The 17,275-nt window shown below is 44.8% G+C and carries 19 protein-coding genes; 9 read left to right on the top strand and 10 right to left on the bottom strand.

The window, feature by feature from the left end:
- Nucleotides 1-9: 9 nt before the first annotated feature.
- Nucleotides 10-1,026, top strand: coding sequence for a tripartite tricarboxylate transporter substrate-binding protein (locus tag LZT22_RS06680; RefSeq protein ID WP_233924287.1), 1,017 nt, complete (start codon nt 10-12; stop codon nt 1,024-1,026).
- Here the strand turns inward: LZT22_RS06680 and LZT22_RS06675 are convergent.
- From LZT22_RS06675 to LZT22_RS06665, 3 genes are read right to left on the bottom strand one after another with little or no spacing between them, the layout of a single operon-like run.
- Nucleotides 1,023-1,679: a hypothetical protein gene (locus LZT22_RS06675; protein WP_233924286.1), complete on the bottom strand. Its 657-nt coding sequence runs from the start codon at nt 1,677-1,679 to the stop codon at nt 1,023-1,025. The two genes, LZT22_RS06680 and LZT22_RS06675, sit on opposite strands and share 4 nt — an antisense overlap.
- A complete protein-coding gene (locus LZT22_RS06670; protein WP_233924285.1) occupies nt 1,676-2,893 on the bottom strand; it encodes an exo-alpha-sialidase in 1,218 nt (405 codons plus the stop codon). Before LZT22_RS06670 ends, LZT22_RS06675 begins: the two co-directional genes overlap by 4 nt.
- Nucleotides 2,890-4,584: a glycosyltransferase family 39 protein gene (locus LZT22_RS06665; protein WP_233924284.1), complete on the bottom strand. Its 1,695-nt coding sequence runs from the start codon at nt 4,582-4,584 to the stop codon at nt 2,890-2,892. The genes LZT22_RS06670 and LZT22_RS06665 overlap by 4 nt, the downstream gene beginning before the upstream one ends.
- A gap of 201 nt (nt 4,585-4,785) precedes the next feature.
- On the opposite strand from LZT22_RS06665, the gene LZT22_RS06660 reads away from it, so the two are divergent.
- The 4 genes from LZT22_RS06660 to LZT22_RS06645 are packed head-to-tail and all read left to right on the top strand — an operon-like array spanning nt 4,786 to nt 7,227.
- A complete protein-coding gene (locus LZT22_RS06660) occupies nt 4,786-5,235 on the top strand; it encodes a phosphate-starvation-inducible protein PsiE (RefSeq protein ID WP_233924283.1) in 450 nt (149 codons plus the stop codon).
- Between the two features lie 3 nt (nt 5,236-5,238).
- Complete coding sequence (locus tag LZT22_RS06655; RefSeq protein WP_233924282.1) at nt 5,239-5,940, top strand: pirin family protein; 702 nt, start codon at nt 5,239-5,241, stop codon at nt 5,938-5,940.
- 22 nt (nt 5,941-5,962) lie between these two features.
- Nucleotides 5,963-6,892, top strand: coding sequence for a DnaJ C-terminal domain-containing protein (locus LZT22_RS06650; protein ID WP_233924281.1), 930 nt, complete (start codon nt 5,963-5,965; stop codon nt 6,890-6,892).
- 17 nt (nt 6,893-6,909) lie between these two features.
- On the top strand, nt 6,910-7,227 hold the full coding sequence (locus tag LZT22_RS06645) for a chaperone modulator CbpM (RefSeq protein WP_233924280.1): 318 nt from the start codon (nt 6,910-6,912) through the stop codon (nt 7,225-7,227).
- Here LZT22_RS06645 and LZT22_RS06640 read toward each other — a convergent pair.
- Nucleotides 7,219-8,871, bottom strand: coding sequence for an ABC-F family ATP-binding cassette domain-containing protein (locus tag LZT22_RS06640; RefSeq protein WP_233924279.1), 1,653 nt, complete (start codon nt 8,869-8,871; stop codon nt 7,219-7,221). The genes LZT22_RS06645 and LZT22_RS06640 overlap by 9 nt on opposite strands.
- Nucleotides 8,872-8,877: 6 nt before the next feature.
- Nucleotides 8,878-10,509 (bottom strand): NAD(P)/FAD-dependent oxidoreductase, encoded by a 1,632-nt coding sequence (locus LZT22_RS06635; RefSeq protein ID WP_233924278.1) that lies wholly within the window; start codon nt 10,507-10,509, stop codon nt 8,878-8,880.
- A 37-nt stretch (nt 10,510-10,546) separates the two neighbouring features.
- On the opposite strand from LZT22_RS06635, the gene LZT22_RS06630 reads away from it, so the two are divergent.
- Both LZT22_RS06630 and LZT22_RS06625 read left to right on the top strand, forming a co-directional pair.
- Nucleotides 10,547-10,966, top strand: a complete 420-nt coding sequence (locus tag LZT22_RS06630; RefSeq protein ID WP_233924277.1) for a GNAT family N-acetyltransferase — start codon at nt 10,547-10,549, stop codon at nt 10,964-10,966.
- Nucleotides 10,967-10,971: 5 nt separating this feature from the next.
- The gene (locus LZT22_RS06625; RefSeq protein ID WP_233924276.1) at nt 10,972-11,523 is read left to right on the top strand and encodes a YaeQ family protein; all 552 of its coding nucleotides are present in this window, start codon (nt 10,972-10,974) and stop codon (nt 11,521-11,523) included.
- 24 nt (nt 11,524-11,547) lie between these two features.
- Here the strand turns inward: LZT22_RS06625 and LZT22_RS06620 are convergent, their stop codons facing one another.
- A complete protein-coding gene (locus LZT22_RS06620; RefSeq protein WP_233924275.1) occupies nt 11,548-11,790 on the bottom strand; it encodes a hypothetical protein in 243 nt (80 codons plus the stop codon).
- Nucleotides 11,791-11,897: 107 nt separating this feature from the next.
- On the opposite strand from LZT22_RS06620, the gene LZT22_RS06615 reads away from it, so the two are divergent.
- Complete coding sequence (locus LZT22_RS06615) at nt 11,898-12,809, top strand: DMT family transporter (RefSeq protein ID WP_233924274.1); 912 nt, start codon at nt 11,898-11,900, stop codon at nt 12,807-12,809.
- Nucleotides 12,810-12,825: 16 nt separating this feature from the next.
- On the opposite strand, the gene LZT22_RS06610 is transcribed toward LZT22_RS06615, so the two are convergent.
- From LZT22_RS06610 to cfa, 4 genes are read right to left on the bottom strand one after another with little or no spacing between them, the layout of a single operon-like run.
- The gene (locus LZT22_RS06610; protein ID WP_233924273.1) at nt 12,826-13,830 is read right to left on the bottom strand and encodes a tripartite tricarboxylate transporter substrate binding protein; all 1,005 of its coding nucleotides are present in this window, start codon (nt 13,828-13,830) and stop codon (nt 12,826-12,828) included.
- A complete protein-coding gene (locus tag LZT22_RS06605; protein ID WP_233924272.1) occupies nt 13,827-14,783 on the bottom strand; it encodes a DMT family transporter in 957 nt (318 codons plus the stop codon). The genes LZT22_RS06610 and LZT22_RS06605 overlap by 4 nt, the downstream gene beginning before the upstream one ends.
- A 57-nt stretch (nt 14,784-14,840) precedes the next feature.
- On the bottom strand, nt 14,841-15,419 hold the full coding sequence (locus LZT22_RS06600) for an HdeD family acid-resistance protein (RefSeq protein WP_233924271.1): 579 nt from the start codon (nt 15,417-15,419) through the stop codon (nt 14,841-14,843).
- A gap of 58 nt (nt 15,420-15,477) precedes the next feature.
- Nucleotides 15,478-16,647 carry a cyclopropane fatty acyl phospholipid synthase gene (gene cfa / locus LZT22_RS06595; RefSeq protein WP_233924270.1) on the bottom strand — a complete coding sequence of 390 codons (1,170 nt, stop codon included), beginning with the start codon at nt 16,645-16,647 and terminating at the stop codon, nt 15,478-15,480.
- Nucleotides 16,648-16,729: 82 nt separating this feature from the next.
- Between cfa and LZT22_RS06590 the strand changes: the two genes are divergently transcribed.
- On the top strand, nt 16,730-17,260 hold the full coding sequence (locus LZT22_RS06590; RefSeq protein ID WP_233924269.1) for a cytochrome b: 531 nt from the start codon (nt 16,730-16,732) through the stop codon (nt 17,258-17,260).
- Nucleotides 17,261-17,275 lie beyond the last annotated feature (15 nt).

Raw genomic sequence — 17,275 nt, 5'->3', positions numbered from 1 at the left:
GCCTGCCCAATGAAATTACTAAAAATGCGCCACCATTTTGCGAAGCCAGTCTTTTCTCTACTTTTAGGTATTAGCGCCCTATCATGCCTAAGCTTGGCCTACGCCCAAAGCAAAGCCGATGAAAAATTTCCTACTCGGCCCATTAGCTTAATCGTCCCCTTTGCGGCAGGTGGGCCAACGGATATTGTGGCGCGCCTAATTGCAGTGCCAATGGGTAAGTCACTGGGCGAAACCATCATCGTTGAAAATGTCTTGGGGGCTGGCGGTACGGTTGCTGCTAATAAAGTCGCCAAAGCTAAACCGGATGGCTATACCTTATTTATTTATCACATCGGCATGGCTACTGCGCCTGCTCTAAATGATAAATTAGCGTATGACCCAATGAAAGATTTCGAATACATCGGTCAAGTAGTCGATGTACCCATGGTGCTATTAGCACGTAAAGATTTCCCTCCTAATAATCTCAAAGAACTCATTGCTTATTTGAAAAAGAATGAGAAAAAAGTCACCATGGCTAATGCTGGCCCAGGAGCAGTTTCACAATTATGTGGCTTAGTCTTTATGGATGCAATTGGTGTAAAACTCACAACCATTCCTTATAAAGGCACTGGCCCCGCATTCAACGATCTTTTGGGAGGGCAAGTGGATTTATTATGTGATCAAACTACCCAAACCTTACCGTTTATTAAATCCGATAAAGTCAAAACCTATGGGGTCACCACACCAAAACGGTTACCCAGCATACCCAATATCCCTACTTTAGATGAGTCTGGATTAAAAGGCTTTGATGTCAAAGTGTGGCACGGTATCTATGCACCTAAGGGCACGCCTGCGCCCGTACTAAAAAAACTCAATACGGCTTTGAAGGCGGCTTTAAGTGACCCCACCATTAAAGCGCGCATGGATGAATCGAGTATCGATATTGTGCCAATGGCAAAAGTATCTGAGCAGGGCCTAAAAGATCACCTTGAGAAAGAGATCAATCGCTGGGGCCCACTGATTCGGAAAGCCAATATTCCTGATTAAGCTTCATCTGTAAATCCCTTTATTGGGTTTGGCCGGTAGTAGTTAATTGCCAAACTCAATAAAGCCCAAAGGCACAAAAAGGGGTCGATTAAGTAGTCCCATAAATTGCTCGACTCATGCCATTGAAATGCCCACGCTGCTAAAGCCAGTGCGATTGCCAATACCAAGCCATAGCTACGCGCCCACCAAACAATTAAGGCTACTAGTAGCACAGCCAGCAAAAAAATCCACGACCCATATCCCCATGCATACGGGTCAAACATACTTAAACCTAGGGCGAGTGGATAAAAAACCAGTGCGATAAAAACTAAGCCTAATTTGAACTGCAGCGGTAGCAATAATTTCTCGCGCAAGAAAAAACTAGCCCATAATAAAAAGAGTGTAAGCACACTCAAATCACCAACCATACCCCGTACATATGCAACTAAAGGTAACTCGAGGGGAGCGCCTAAATAATTCCAATACTCGCTGGGCAAAAATAAAGTCCCGGTTAAGCCACAAAGCAATAAGCTACGCATGAGTAATGAGAAACTTTGCGCAAAAATCAACTCACTAAACCAAAGTAAAATGATTGAACAAGTGATGGCCATTTCTAACAAAGCGAGTAATTGCTGTCCTGACAATGCGTTAATGGTATTGATAAGTGTGCTCATGATGGGCTGAGGTCACTCCGCCGATTTTTAAGCCACTCTGCAGGCAGCTGTAAGTGACGAATTTTTTTTCTATCCCAGGTGTAAACCAAATGCGCATCGCCATTGCTGGTCACAGTTAAAAATGGATAGGAAAATTCGCGGCGTTCGGCTTCAGGTAATTTGCTATCGTCTTCAAGCACAGAAATTAAGCGCCATGAAGAATATCGAGTCTCTTGCGGAGTCGCCATCAATAAGACTAAGCGATGCCGACCCACTGCCAAATCATTTAATACCAATAATCTAGTGCCATCGGGTAATTGCACTCCGGCAATCGCAGAATTGGGATTAGGCAACAGCAGGTCACTAGCCTGCTCCCACCAATAACCAGCGGAATGGGTCATACTAATTGGAATTTGGGCTGGCCCAATGCTACGCGCTTGTCGAAAAAAAGCTGTAGCTTGTTCGGTCGACTCAATAAAAACAAGCGGCTGTAGGCTTGTTCTTCCCGAGCTCATACGACGCTTATCAATGACTCGGTGCGCATCAAGACGCAGGAACTCACCAAACTTACCCAGCAATTCATGATAAGAAGGTAAGCCTAAACGACCATCAGCAAAACGGATAGCAGATGATTTCACTAAAGAACTGAGGTTTAAGAAAGGCGAAGTAATTAAGCGGTTTGGCCGCTCCCAATTAATACCTTCATCATTAGATACGATCGTGCTAATTGAACTACCAGCCCAACCACCCACAGATACTGTGACAAAAAATAGTCGTAAGCGTCCATCGGTATCCCATGCTGGAACTGGGTTACCCAATTTAGCGATATAACGCGATAGCCCTTTTTCGGCAGTAACGCGATCCATTACTACGGTTGGCTCACTCCAATGACCCGTTTTGGTATTGAGCATCGAAGAAAGAATCACTACATCAGCCGCCCCCTCACGGCTTCCAGCAAACCAAAATGCCCTTAAATTACCATCACTTAATGGAATTAAAGATGCTGCGTGCACAGAGGCTGCCATTGAGCTAGCAACCCAAGCACCAGTCTGCTGAGGATCAAACGCGTTCCACATTAGATTCGCAGCTACATTACTAGGCGTTTTTTCTCTGACTGCTGCCCCAACATCAAACAAGGGTGGCCTAAACTCAGACCAAACTGGTAAGCCATTCAGATAAAAAATGGCATAAGCAGCAGCAAGCAATAAAGCCGTTAAACTAAAAATTCGCTTCATCGACAAGCTTCCTTTAGTCGCAGGCTAGTTGATAAATCAACAGCAGGTGCGGCAATCAGGTATTCGTTCAAAAATAAATTTTGGTTAATTTGACCTAACAGAATCGCCAAAATTTCATCCTCGCTTTGCCGTGCGCGCATTTCACTACGCTGTCCAATAATTTTACAACCCTCGCACAAAACCAATTGTTCTGCAGGTGATGAATGCACGGCAAATAAAGGATATTGGCTGCTGAGCTTAGCTATATTGTGGGCTGCATCTTGTTGATAGCCATGAATTCGAGCGCCAGGCATAAGCAAGCGATATTCTTCATCTTTAGCCCGATAATCACACGGTACCCATACATCTTGATTCTCGATTGCTGCAATTGTTGTCGGACTATAACGCCCTAATTGCGACTCTAATGGCCCAAGGCTGCTAGCTAGCAAGGTGCAAGCAATAAAACTGCTCACTAAAGCGCTTAGTTTAGTTGCCTCCCGGCGCCAGAGCCCGATTAACACAGTGCCTAACGCGGCAGCCAATAGAACCCAATGCCAAAAAGCAAACGGCCATGATAAATTCCACCCAAACCAAACGAATGCCAGCACTATCAAGAGCTCAAGCAGTAAGGCAAGTTGAAATCCCCAGAGCGGCAAACGATTCCAATGTATAGCAATGAGGGCAGCAACAGCTGGCATGACCGGCAATAAATATCGACCGGAGCGTTGACTTGGCAAACTAAAAATTAAGAGGAAAGTAAGGATGAGTAACCAGAGGAGCACTTCTTCCATGCTGCTACGATGGCGCTCGCGCCAACTTTGCGCCAAGGTAGAAAGCAAAACAAAAATAAATAAACCCGTGTTCGCGAGGAAAGCCACTAGTAGCATCCATAGGCTATCTCCACCCCATAGCAAATCCTGTAGATAGGCAAAATTACGTATCTCAAATTTACCCGCATTTTCGCCGACCACGAATTCACGCCAAACTGCTGCCGGCTCTGGATCAATTACAAACCATAAAGAAAAAATTGCTAGCGCTAGAATGCCAATGCCGATGATCTTTAAGCCATCGCTACGCATGACTTGAGTAATAGAACGATGTCGAAAACGCCAATACCAAAGGCTTATAGCAAGGCATACCGGTACAACATAGGCAAATGACTTATAAAGAAAAGCAATGCCAAAACACCCCGCTGCGCAAAATGGAAAAAGCCATTTTGATTCAAACGCTGCGCGACCCCAATACAACAAAGCAAAGAACGGTAAGGTAAGCCAAAAGACTTCGGGTGGATCGGTGAGAAAGGGGCGCCCATATCGATAGCTCGCAAAAAAACTGAGCCAAATGAAGGCTGCCAAACAGCCAGTACGCCAGTCGCGGGTAAAGCGCCGCACCGCTAGGAATAGAAAAAATGCGGTAAGGCCAGTATATAAGACACTCGGCCAGCGCAAATTCCATAAAGACCAATGATTACCCCAGCCCGCTGTGGCGATGCCTTGCCAAAATAATAAGGGGGGCTTAGTATTTTGCATCCCCTCTAGGGCCGATTGCAGTGGCAACCAGGTCTGCGCTTCTGCAGTCATACGCGTAATATGCATATACACATATTCGTCACCATTTTTGGGGGCAAAGCGACTATCTAAGCCAAAAAGGTAGGTGAAAATAGCCAGAGCCAGTATCAGCCAAGCTACTCGAATCGATATTTGTCCCCGCATCCCCCTAGTTTATCTAGTTATCGCTTGTGCCTCTTTTTAAGCGGTTGTCATACCCGCAAAATACCCCTAGTAAGAGTCCAAATAACAACGAATAGGACTCAATTAAGGAGAAACTGCGTTCTATTAGCAGTTTTTGGCCGAATCGTTTAGCATCATCAATGCCCAATATAAATTCAACCAGGCACCATGAAAGGAGTCTTCATGCAATCCGATACACCACGTGAGGTTTCAAAGCTAGAACGCAATTTTGAGCGCTGGTCGATTCCGTTTGGCAACCTACTGGTCTCTATTTTTCATCGGCTGGCTTTATTTGCTATTGGTATGGCTACGGTTTGGTCAGCGGGAGACGCCTTTATTGCCATGTTCCAAAAAGGCTTTGCCACTGTTGGTGAACTCATTTTGCTATTTATCTATCTAGAAATTGGCGCCATGATTGGGGTTTACTTTAAAACCAACCGGATGCCAGTTCGCTTTCTCATAGCCGTGGCAATAACGGCAGTGACCCGTTTGATCATCGATATAGTTAGCACTAATCATGAAGCTAATCTGCAGATATTAATTATGGCGGGAGCGATTTTATTATTAGCTTTTTCCAGCGCAATCATTCAATACTCTTCAACTACATTTCCTGATAAAGTCGACCCTAGTTAAAGCATGCAATTACTCCGTAAGTCAAACGAACGTGGTTATGCAGATCATGGTTGGCTAAAAAGTTTTCACTCTTTTTCTTTTGCGGGGTATCACGATCCCCGCTTTATGGGCTGGGGCAATTTAAGGGTGATTAACGAAGATTGGGTGGCAGCTGGCAAAGGTTTCGGTAAACACGCTCATCGGAACATGGAAATTATTACGTATGTACTCGAGGGTGTGCTTGCACATGAAGATAGCATGGGTAATGTCGAAGGCATTCCACCAGGTGACGTACAACGGATGAGTGCAGGCACAGGAGTAACCCACAGCGAGTTTAATCATGCGCACGATACCACCACCCACCTCTTACAAATTTGGCTTGAGCCAAGTACAGCAGAAATTACCCCTAGTTATGAGCAAAAAACGATTCCCACCCTAGGAAAAGAGGGTCAGCTGCGCTTAATTGCTTCGCCTAATGGTGCTCATAATTCAGTAGTTATGACGGCTGACGCCAAACTCTATGCTGGTTTATTTTCTGGTGCGCAAACTGCTGATCTCAAACTTAATCCTCAGCGTAAAGCTTATGTTCATTTAGTTCGGGGAACATTAATGGTTAATGAACAGCTTCTACAGGCAGGTGATGCCTTACTCATTGCCGAGGAAGAACATCTCCACCTTAGGCAGGGGCAGGCTGCGGAAGTGCTAGTGTTTGATCTGGCACCTTAAAAATTATCTGTAAAATCAAACCATGAAATTTCAGGACTATTACGAAACGCTTGGTGTTGCCCGCACCGCAACTCAAGATGAGATTAAACAATCCTACCGTAAACTGGCGCGCAAATACCATCCCGACGTAAGCAAAGAAGCAGGCGCCGAAGAGCGCTTCAAGCAAGTTGGTGAAGCCTTTGCGGTACTCAAAGACCCAGAAAAACGGGCAGCCTACGATCAAATGGGCAGCCAATGGAAAAGCGGTCAAGACTTTACTCCGCCACCCGATTGGAATTCAGGCTTTGAATTCAACGATGGCAACTATGGTGGTGACCAAAGTGAATTTTTTGAATCCTTATTTGGGCGACAAGCACGTGGAGGTCAACGTCAACAAAGACGTAGTGCCAATATGAACTTTAAAGGCCAAGATCATCACGCCAAAATTATGATTGATCTCAACGATGCCTTTCAGGGTGCTAAGCGCAGCATTAGTCTGCAAATGCCTACTTATGATCAGAATGGTAATTTAGTCGCACAGGAACGCAAACTTGATGTCACTATTCCCAAAGGTATTCGCGCTGGGCAAAGTCTTCGCTTAGCGGGGCAAGGTGGGCCAGGCATGGGTGAAGGTGGAGCTGGCGATCTCTACTTAGAAATTGCTTTTCATCCTCATCCGCTTTATCGCGTTGATGGCCGCGATATCTATATGGATTTACCGCTTACGCCATGGGAAGCTGCGCTGGGCGCTAGCGTCACCGTACCCACTCCTGATGGTCCAGTAGCGATGAATATTCCCGCCAACTCGAGTGGTGGTCGTAAACTCCGCCTCAAAGGTCGCGGCATTCCTGGTAAAGAAGCGGGTGATCTTTATGCCGTGCTCACCATTACTTTGCCGCCAGCAGATAGCGAAGCCCATAAAGAGGCCTATAGTAATTTTGCCAAAGCATTTGACTTTAACCCACGTGCGTAGAAAAAGGGGAAGATGCCATGATTCAGACTAATATCACTATTTTTCAAACCAGTGTGGTCGAAGAAGAAGTACACATGACCATTGTGGAATTATGCCAAGCAGCAAGCACGCCTGCAGATCAAATTATGTCTTGGGTTGCTGAGGGCGTTTTAAGTCCAGCAGGCTCTAGTCCGCAAGATTGGCGTTTTAGTGGCAACTCCCTCCGTCGTGCTCGCTTAGCCGCTTCGCTTACTAAAGACCTAGAACTCAATACCCCAGGAGTTGCCTTGGCGCTCGATTTATTAGAAGAAATTGCCGAGTTGCGCGCGCGTATGCTACGCAGTAATTTACTTTGATAAGGCTTTCTTTTTTGCCATGGATGGTGCGGCAGTTTTGCTCGCCAAAATAGCATCAGCACGGGCTTTCTGAATCTTCCAATCCTCATAACCACCCTCGTACTCGCGCCAAAAGCCTTCGCCTTCGTTCGCAATAATGCTGGTGACTACGTTGTCTAAAAAATAGCGATCATGGCTGACAAGAAAAACTGTACCTTGGTAATCTTGTAATAATTGTTCCAACAAATCTAAAGTATCAATATCTAAATCATTCGTTGGCTCATCTAACACCAATACATTGGCAGGTCGAGCAAATAAGCGCGCCAATAATAAGCGATTCCGCTCGCCGCCCGAAAGTGTACTCACGGGTGAGTTCGTTCTTTCGGGGGAAAATAGGAAGTCATTCAAATAGCTCTTGACATGTTTGCGATTACCGTTAATTTCTACCCATTCACTTCCAGGGCTAATGTAATCTTCCAGTGAAGCATTCAGATCAAGGGCTTCACGCATTTGATCAAAATAGGCTACTTCAATTCGGGTTCCCATTGTTACCGTTCCAGAGTCTGGCGTAATTTCTCCTAAAATTAACTTGAGTAAGGTTGTTTTACCAGAACCATTAGGGCCCAGTAAGCCCACTTTATCGCCGCGTAAAATCGTCGCAGTAAAATTACTCACAATCGGCCGCTCATAGGCTTTAGAAACAAATTGCAGATCGGCGACAATTTTGCCACTGCGCTCACCTGCCGATACCGCTAGCTTCACTTGGCCCATCGCATCACGACGTTCTGCCCTACTTGCGCGCAATTTTTCCAGACGCACAATGCGGCTCATGCTCCGAGTTCTGCGCGCCTCAACCCCTTTGCGAATCCACACTTCTTCTTGGGCTAATAACTTATCTGCCCGCGCATTAGCAAGCGATTCAGACGATAACTCATCTTCTTTCAGTTTTTCATAAGCCGTGAAGTTGCCAGGATAAGTACGAATAATGCCTCGATCGAGTTCAATAATTTGGGTACAAACGGCATCCAAGAAAGCCCGATCATGTGTCACTAACAAAATGGCGCCATTAAAATCGTTTAATAAACTTTCCAGCCAGCTAATGGAATCTAAATCTAAATGGTTGGTAGGTTCATCCAAAAGCAAAACATCGGGCATGGCCACTAAGGCTTGTGCTAAAGCAACCCGCTTTTTATTCCCGCCCGATAAAGTCGCAATTTGTGCCTCGGGATCTAAATGCAAGCGATCCAGAGTTTCATATACCCGTTGCTCCCAATTCCAACCACTAATAGCTTCAAGCTTCGATTGCAATTCATCAAGGCGGTGATGTGCTGCATCATCCCATTCGCCTACACTCAATTCTTCGTACTCTGCACGCAAGGCCTTGGCGATAGCCACGCCTTCTGAAACAACAGTAAACACTGATTCATGAGCTTCAAAAATAGGTTCTTGAGCAACATAAGCCATGCGTAGACCTTGTTGATATTGCAAGGTACCATCATCAAGCTTCTCTAGGCCAGCTAGAATTTTTAGTAAGGATGATTTGCCAGTGCCATTGCGGCCAATTAATCCTACGCGCTCTCCTACTTCTAAGGAAAAAGCGGTGTTTGCTAGTAAGTCCACATGGCCAAAAGCCAGTTTTGCATCAGTGAGTACGATTAAAGCCATGGCGCATTATCGTCGGTTTACCAAATCCAGCGCTAAAGCTTCGGCAACCCGAATACCATCTACTCCAGCGGATAAGATTCCGCCAGCATAACCAGCCCCCTCCCCTGCAGGATATAAGCCCTTGATGTTAACACTTTGATAGTTAGTGCCACGCGTAATACGTAGAGGAGCTGAAGTCCGCGTTTCAACGCCAGTCAGAACAGCATCGGCCATGGCAAAGCCTTTAATTTGCTTTTCAAATGCCGGAATTGCTTCCCGAATTGCTTCGATTGCATAGACTGGCAAACTCGTCGATAGATCAGTGAGATGAACACCCGGCTGATAGGACGGCAAAACAGCACCGAACTCTTTAGATGGTCTTGCAGCTAAAAAATCGCCTACCAACTGGCCCGGTGCCTCATAAGTCGAGCCACCCAGAGCATAAGCCTGAGACTCTAGAGTGCGTTGAAATTCTATCCCCGCTAAGGGGTGGACTGGCCCAGAACCTGATGCGTTAGCTGGTAAAAAATCAGTGGGAGTAATTCCAACGACGATGCCGGCATTGGCATTGCGCTCATTACGTGAGTATTGACTCATACCATTCGTAACAACACAGTGAGGCTCTGAAGCGGCAGCCACCACCATGCCGCCTGGGCACATACAAAAACTATAAACCGAGCGCCCATTTTTGGCATGGTGAACTAATTTGTAATCAGCAGCACCAATTAAAGGATGACCAAGATGCGAACCTAAGCGGGCACGATCAATGACAGACTGTGGGTGTTCAATACGAAACCCCACCGAGAATGCCTTAGCCTCCATAAACACTCCTGCTTCATACAATACCTTGAAGGTATCGCGAGCACTATGACCTAAAGCTAAGATAACATGATTTGCTAATAGCTCCTCACCGCCTTCTAATTGCACTGCCTGAATCGCCTGAGCTTCGATACGAAAGCCCACAACTTTGCTTACAAAACGAATTTCGCCGCCTAAGCGAATGATTTCTTGGCGCATTTTTTCCACTACACCCACTAAGCGGAAGGTACCAATATGAGGTTTAGCCACATATAAAATTTCTGCAGGCGCGCCAGCTCTCACAAACTCTTGCAACACTTTGCGCCCGTAAAATTGAGGGTCTTTAATTTGGCTGTATAGCTTTCCATCTGAAAAGGTTCCTGCACCCCCTTCGCCAAATTGCACATTCGATTCCGGATTTAAACGATTTTTCCGCCATAAACTCCAGGTATCCTGAGTGCGCTCGCGAACTGGCTTCCCGCGCTCAAGGACAATGGGCTTAAAGCCCATTTGCGCCAAAACTAGTGCGGCAAAAATACCGCAGGGCCCAAAACCAATGACTACCGGGCGCTCAGTATTAGCTGCTGAAGCCTGCGTTACAAAGTGGTAACTGGTATCGGGTGTTAGTCGAATCTGCTGATCACCCTTAAAGGTCTTTAAGATTATCTGCTCATCACCCACCGCAACATCAACGGTATAGATAAATGCAAGGTCAACATTTTTGCGGGCGTCATAACTACGTTTAAAAATGGAGAATTCGGGCACCTCAAATGCATGCAGTTTAAGCCGTTGAATAATTTTCTTAACCAGATCCTCGGGGGAATGGTCAATAGGCAGGCGCAGTTCAGTAATTCGAATCATTAGGGGGTATTTAACCATTCTTTGGCATACTCAAAAGATGAAACTGCTAATTCAATCATGGCAAGAGGCGGAAGCCCTTGCGGCTCCAATACGCCGTGAGGTCTTTGTAGAGGAACAACACGTGCCAATTGAATTAGAGCTAGATAGCATCGATTCTCATGCTTGGCATGCCCTTGCCTTCCTCAATGGGGTCTGTATTGGCACGGGTCGCCTATATACAATAGATGGTATCGGCCAGATTGGGCGCATGGCGGTATTAGCGGCTTGCCGTCGACAAGGCGTAGGAAGTGCGCTATTGTCGACACTCGTGCAATACGCCCAATCGCTTAATATTCATTCCATTTACTTAAACGCCCAAATAGCGGCTATACCCTTTTATGCCAAATTCAATTTTATTCCTGAGGGAGCCATTTTTAACGAAGCTGGCATTCCCCATCGCACCATGCGCTTAGATTAACAACTATGGCCCTACGCGCAACGATCCATAAAGTTGAACTACACCTGGCCGATGCCGATCGCAATTATTATGCGAGCCATACATTAACGATTGCCAAACATCCATCGGAAACCGATGAACGTATGATGGCGCGTTTAGTTGCATTTTCACTGCTTGCACAAGAAAATTTAGTCTTTAGCAAAGGGCTAAGCGATACCGATGAACCAGATATTTGGGTCAAAGATTTAACGGATGCAATTCAATTATGGATTGAAATTGGTCAACCTGAAGAGCGCCGTATTCTCAAAGCCTGTGGTCGATCAGATCAAGTCGCGATCTTTTGCTATGGCGGCCAAGCAAGTAAAATTTGGTGGCAAGCAATTCAACATAAAGTGACGCGTGCGCAAAATTTAAAGGTTATCGCGCTACCTAAGGAAGCAATTGAAACACTTGGTAAGTGGGTTGAACGCGGCATGACTATGCATGTTAATGTACAAGATGGTGAAATGCTCATCTCAACAGAGCAAGGCCAAATTACCTTAAGCCCTGAACTTTGGTACCAAGCAAAAGAAAAGTAATCTGCTGCTTAGTGTGCCAAAAACTTAACGATCAACGTGCTTATCGAGCTGCAGATTCAATTCTCGAGCAGTTTCAAGTAAACCCTCATAGCCAGAGCGTACATGGGCTGGCAAATCGACGTCACCAATCATCGAACCAATAGTTTCAGTCAAGCTATACAAAATACCTTTCGCGGCACCAAGAGCAATGCTCTGACTAGCAATTAAATCGCCAACATGGTTAACAGCGGCATCGAGTTGTTCAAATTTGGGCTTTAAATTTTGCACAGAATTCCTTGTTGATTTGCTTTTGCCTAGTTTATCAGCGCCAGCCGATAAAATACAATAACTAACCTTCAATTACCTTGCTGAGCCCCACCTCATGAACTTTACCCTTGTTTAAAGCCCAAAAACAGTATCTTTCCAGTATTGTGATGGCGAGCATAGGAGCTGTACTCTTTTCTGGCAAAGCCATCATCATTAAATATGCCTATCGCTATGGTGTTTCGCCTGAAGCCCTATTAGCCCTTCGCATGCTGATTGCATTACCGCTATTTTGGTGCGTCTACTGGTTTGTATCTCGCAATAACAAAAAACCAGCGCTTTCCAAAACAGATTATCTTAAATTGCTCGGTTTAGGTTTTATTGGTTATTTTTTTTCGAGTTACCTTGATTTTTTAGGACTGCAATTTATTTCGGTAGGGCTAGAAAGAATTATTTTGTATCTCACGCCAACTATTGTCATCCTCATATCTTATTTTTTTCTGCATAAAAAAATTACTCGTCTGCAGTGGTATGCAATGATTGTTGGCTATCTCGGGGTGATTCTGGTCTTTTTGCAAGATGCCGGCTCCAAGGGAGAAAATGCGTGGCTCGGGACGCTACTAGTCTTAGGTAGCGCCTGCATGTATGCTGCATATTTAATTGCTGCGGGCGAAATGGTAAACCGCATTGGAAGTATGCGTCTTGTTACTTACGCTACTTCCGTTTCTGCTCTCTTTAGCGCAATCCAAATTGGCTTCCATGAACCAAGCGCCCTATTTACGCAAATGCCACAAGTTTATTGGTTGAGTTTAGTGAATGCCAGTATTTGTACGGTCATTCCCATGTTTTTAGTGATGCTGGCAATTCAACGGGTCGGCTCTTCAGTAACGGCACAAGCAGGTATTTTGGGGCCCCTAGCAACTATTTTAATGGGCTGGTACTTTTTGGATGAAACCATGACCCTCATGCAAGTTTTTGGTATGGCGCTAGTCGTGGCTGCCATGTGGTTACTAGTTCGTAACCGGGAAACTATCACCAACTGAAATCTACTTGAATTTATTAATCTACTTTAGCGCCAGATATTTTGACTACTTGCGCCATCTGCTCATAGTTGCGGCGCAAGAGTTGATTCAATTCTTCTGGCGTCATGGTACCAACCTCAATACCTTGTGCTTTAAAACGTTCGCTTATCTCAGGCCGCTTTATGAGCTGGGAAATATCGGTCGAAATTTTATTAATCACCTCTTTCGGGGTAGCTGCTGGCGCCAACAAAGCAAACCAGCTATCAAAAACATAACCTTTAAGGGTATTGTTAATTGGCTGTACCCCAGGCACAAAGGGAGTTAATTTTTCTGAAGTTACCCCCAGAAAACGAATTCGGCTATCTTTAGCAAATGGCAAAGCAGAAATATTCGCAGCTATCACAGCTTGAGAGCGACCCGCTAATAATTCATTAATCGCTTCGCCAGTTCCCTTGGTTGGAATATGCGTCATCTCCAAGCCAGCTAACCCAGTAAAATAAGCCATCGCTAGATGTGAGGCGCTGCCATTTCCAGCGCTAGCATAATTAAATTGTCCAGGCTTCGATTTCACTAAAGCAATGAATTCGGCTACTGTCTTGGGTGGAAATTCGGCATTTGTCATCAATACATATCCCGTATTTCCTAGATACGCTGCCCCCGTAAAATCTTTCAAGGGATCGTAAGGCATTTTAGAATAAAGTGAGCCATTGATATTGTGGCTTGCAGCTGCAACCACTAAGGTATAGCCATCGGGTGCAGACTTCGCAACCAAGTTGGTGCCAACTGTACCGCCTGCACCAGCCCGATTTTCTACTATCACCGATTGGCCAGAAACAGTAGCTAGCTCATTTGAAAATGAACGTGCCAATAAGTCTTGCACTCCGCCAGCAGAAAAGGGTACGATTAGCTTAACAGGCCGAGACGGCCAAGCGTCGGCAGCATTAACTTGGAGGCTAAAAAAAGCCAAAATAACTAGTAGAAAAGTACGCATAGCCTCTACAGTAGCAGAAATTACCTGAGCTGTAATGATTATTGCCCTCAATTCTTAGGCCTTAAATTAGTCGACCCCTTTTTGCTGGGCGTTTTTAACTGAGAAGAAATCACAATGCCCGCGACAATTAATCCAAACGCAGCCGCATGAAATAAATGGGGCATATCCCCCAGCAAAGCGGCGGCAAAAAGTGCCGTGAATAAAGGAATTAAGTTGCCAAAAAACCCCGCTATATTAGGCCCGGCAATTGCTACCCCTGCACTCCAGCATCGATAAGCAATTAAGGCTGGGCCAAGGCCACAAAAAATAAGTAAAGGCCAAGATAGACTCGGGCTTAAATCAATTTGCGATAAGCCCAAACTAAATTCAAAGCCCGCAAATACTAGTGACCAAATTAGACCCAAGACAATTTGCGCTAATAAAAATTCAGTCCACGGCCATTGCTTTTCTGGGCTTTTACCAGGCTTGCTTAGCATCCAGCTATAACAGGCCCAAAGCAAGGTGGCTGCAACCATCAACATATCGCCAGGCACAAACTTAAGCATCAAAATACCATCTAAATTGCCTCGGGATAAAACAACCGTCACGCCAATGATAGACACTACCGCGCCAAGCATTTGCCAAGGGTTGACTCGATTTTGATAAAAAATAGAACCAATTAACAACATCCAAATGGGCATACTTGCGCCAATTAAGGTGACATTAATCGGCGAAGAAGTTTCGAGAGCGATATATAAAAAAGCGTTATAACAACCTACGCCCAATAAGCTTAAGGTCAAGAAACGTTTTTTATGCTGCCACAATAGACTTTGGGGTAATAAAATTTTCCACGCAAATGGCATCAGAACTGCTGCAGCGATTATCCAACGAAATAAATTAAGTAAGGCTGGTGACAGATGCCCAACAAACCATCGCCCCACTATTGCATTTCCGCCCCATAAAATCGTCGCCAAAATTAAGTAGGCTGCCGCATTTAAGGTTAAGCGCTGATGGGTTGAAGACATGTTAAAAACCGCCATTAGGCGGTTCAATTACTTTCAAAATCAAACAAATTTACGGTTTTATTTGGCTAATGCTTTAGCAGCCGAGCCAATAATAACCAGCGACCAACCCTGCAATACAAGCTCAATGGCAATTAACATGCCCGGAACCCACAGGCTCGAAGAAGGCCAACTACTCATAATTAAAGCAGCCAGAATAATAGAAATTAAGCCCGAAATTGCGGCCCAAACCCAGCCATTCATCAGCCGATGCTGAAATGCTGTAAAAATACGCAGCAGGCCAGAGAAGAAAAAGAATACTGCTAACCAAAGCGTTAAGCCCGCCAAACTAGCTAGGGGGAAAAAGCATACATATAAGCCTGCAGCAATATAGAGTAGCGACATAATCAATTGAATACTTACAGATTTCCAGCCATGTGATTGCAGCGCATGGTAGCCTTGTAGCAAGCCTGCAGCGATCGCAAAACCGCCCAACACACTAACCGAAATCAGCGAAAATACCGTTTGCCCAAAAAAACCGATTGTGCCTAAAACCAACATCATCACACCAAGACCAATGAGTAAATTAGCATTATGCGCAACCTTGCCTAAGACAAGGCCTTGTAATGCAGTAAGTTCTGGGATTTGAGATGATGACATGGTTTTCCTTGATGAAGTGGGTAAAACAAATATCTTACTCGGTATTTGTGAACCCAATTTAATTAATCGGCTTCAAGCGTTTAGAGCGATAAACTTCTCGACGCGAGCGTTTACTTAAGACTAATTGCCACAATTGACCTTGGCGTGAACGAAAAAAACCAGCGCAGGACAGCAGATAGTATGACCACATCCGATAAAATCGCTCACTGTATTCGCTTGCTACCTGCGGCCAAGTTTGCACAAAGTTAGCATGCCAAGCAAGTAAGGTTTTATCATAATCTTGGCCAAAATTATGCCAATCCTCAATTAAAAAACGGCCATCTAAAGCTTTAGTTAATTCAGCTGAGCAAGGAATCTTGCCATTCGGAAAAATATAACGATCAATCCATGGGTCAGTACGCGTTACTTCTACATCACTGCCAATGGTATGCAATAAAAATAAACCATTGTCTTTTAAAAGTCGCTTGGCAGCATCAAAATAAGCCAAGTAATTTTTTTCACCGACATGTTCAAACATGCCAACCGAAACAATTTTATCGAAGGTGCCTTGTAAATCACGGTAATCAATTAACTCGATCGTTACCGGTAGGCCCCTGCAACGCTCTTGTGCCAATGCTTGCTGCTCTTTAGAAACCGTAATACCAAGCACCTCTACACCATAGTTTTTAGCTGCATAGGCAGCTAAGCCACCCCAGCCACAGCCAATTTCTAATAATTTTTCACCTGCCTTGAGTTCTAATTTACGACAAATCATTTCTAATTTATCGTCTTGTGCTTGCGCCAAATTATTAGCCTTCTCCCAATAAGCGCAGGAATACATCATGCGGGGATCTAACATCCGCTCAAAGATATCATTGCCAATATCATAGTGTTGCTCACCAACCTGAAAAGCACGCTCTTTTGATTGCAAATTAAATAATTTGGCACGTATTACTTCGCCAACCATTCTAATTCGTGCAAACCCATGGACCGTTTCATTAAGGTCTTGACTAAGTAGGCGACAAATCATTTCATCGAGTTGGGCACAATCCCAATAGCCGTCCATGTACGACTCACCCAAGCCAAGCGACCATTTTGATAAAATCGCGTCATACGTCTTTGGGTTGTGTACCTGAATATCCCATGGCTGCGGACCATTAATTTCGATACCGCAATTGGCAAATAACTCCACCAAAATAGGGGGAGGGACATTCCGCTCGCTTAAGTAGGGCTGACTAATAGAATTCATTGTGAAATCAATAGATTAGACTAGACAAGTTGGTTTTCCATAATCATTCTACAATTGATCTTTGGATTTTTAAAGTAAAACTGTGAAACAGCGTTATACCCATATTGCTATTGCCCTACACTGGATTATGGCAATAGTGGTGCTCACGACTTGGTCGATCGCCCTTATTGCAAACGATATGCCCGTGAGCCCCGAGCGTATTTTGGCGATTAGTTGGCATAAATGGCTTGGGCTGACTGTTTTATGGCTGGTTTTTGTGCGCCTCTTTTGGCGTGCGACCCATCCCGCACCAGAATTAGCCGTTCGGCTACCAGCCTGGCAAGAACACATCATGCAACTTACCCATTTAGCCTTTTATCTACTGATGATTGCCATACCTATCTTGGGCTGGCTAATGAGCTCGGCGAAAGGCTATACCGTTAATTATTTTGGGCTCTTTGAATTACCCGATTTAGTACTTAAAGATAAAGCTACGGGCCGCTTACTGAAACAAATTCATGAAGTGCTCGCTAATCTTCTCATTAGTTTAGTGGCCTTACATGTACTCGCTGCCTTAAAGCACCATTTTTGGGATAAGGATGGCTTACTTAAACGCATGTCTTTTTTTAAATAATTTTAGAGATCAATT

Origin of the sequence: Polynucleobacter sp. IMCC 29146 (assembly GCF_021395195.1) — a bacterium.
Classification (GTDB): domain Bacteria; phylum Pseudomonadota; class Gammaproteobacteria; order Burkholderiales; family Burkholderiaceae; genus Polynucleobacter.
This window is presented reverse-complemented; position numbering and strand designations above follow the sequence as displayed.

Bases quoted from the DNA above. Each gene is read 5' to 3' on its own strand.
- LZT22_RS06680 (WP_233924287.1), top strand. From the start codon at position 10: ATGAAATTACTAAAAATGCGCCACCATTTTGCGAAGCCAGTCTTTTCT.
- LZT22_RS06675 (WP_233924286.1), bottom strand. From the start codon at position 1,679: ATGAGCACACTTATCAATACCATTAACGCATTGTCAGGACAGCAATTA.
- LZT22_RS06670 (WP_233924285.1), bottom strand. From the start codon at position 2,893: ATGAAGCGAATTTTTAGTTTAACGGCTTTATTGCTTGCTGCTGCTTAT.
- LZT22_RS06665 (WP_233924284.1), bottom strand. From the start codon at position 4,584: ATGCGGGGACAAATATCGATTCGAGTAGCTTGGCTGATACTGGCTCTG.
- LZT22_RS06660 (WP_233924283.1), top strand. From the start codon at position 4,786: ATGCAATCCGATACACCACGTGAGGTTTCAAAGCTAGAACGCAATTTT.
- LZT22_RS06655 (WP_233924282.1), top strand. From the start codon at position 5,239: ATGCAATTACTCCGTAAGTCAAACGAACGTGGTTATGCAGATCATGGT.
- LZT22_RS06650 (WP_233924281.1), top strand. From the start codon at position 5,963: ATGAAATTTCAGGACTATTACGAAACGCTTGGTGTTGCCCGCACCGCA.
- LZT22_RS06645 (WP_233924280.1), top strand. From the start codon at position 6,910: ATGATTCAGACTAATATCACTATTTTTCAAACCAGTGTGGTCGAAGAA.
- LZT22_RS06640 (WP_233924279.1), bottom strand. From the start codon at position 8,871: ATGGCTTTAATCGTACTCACTGATGCAAAACTGGCTTTTGGCCATGTG.
- LZT22_RS06635 (WP_233924278.1), bottom strand. From the start codon at position 10,509: ATGATTCGAATTACTGAACTGCGCCTGCCTATTGACCATTCCCCCGAG.
- LZT22_RS06630 (WP_233924277.1), top strand. From the start codon at position 10,547: ATGAAACTGCTAATTCAATCATGGCAAGAGGCGGAAGCCCTTGCGGCT.
- LZT22_RS06625 (WP_233924276.1), top strand. From the start codon at position 10,972: ATGGCCCTACGCGCAACGATCCATAAAGTTGAACTACACCTGGCCGAT.
- LZT22_RS06605 (WP_233924272.1), bottom strand. From the start codon at position 14,783: ATGTCTTCAACCCATCAGCGCTTAACCTTAAATGCGGCAGCCTACTTA.
- LZT22_RS06600 (WP_233924271.1), bottom strand. From the start codon at position 15,419: ATGTCATCATCTCAAATCCCAGAACTTACTGCATTACAAGGCCTTGTC.
- cfa (WP_233924270.1), bottom strand. From the start codon at position 16,647: ATGAATTCTATTAGTCAGCCCTACTTAAGCGAGCGGAATGTCCCTCCC.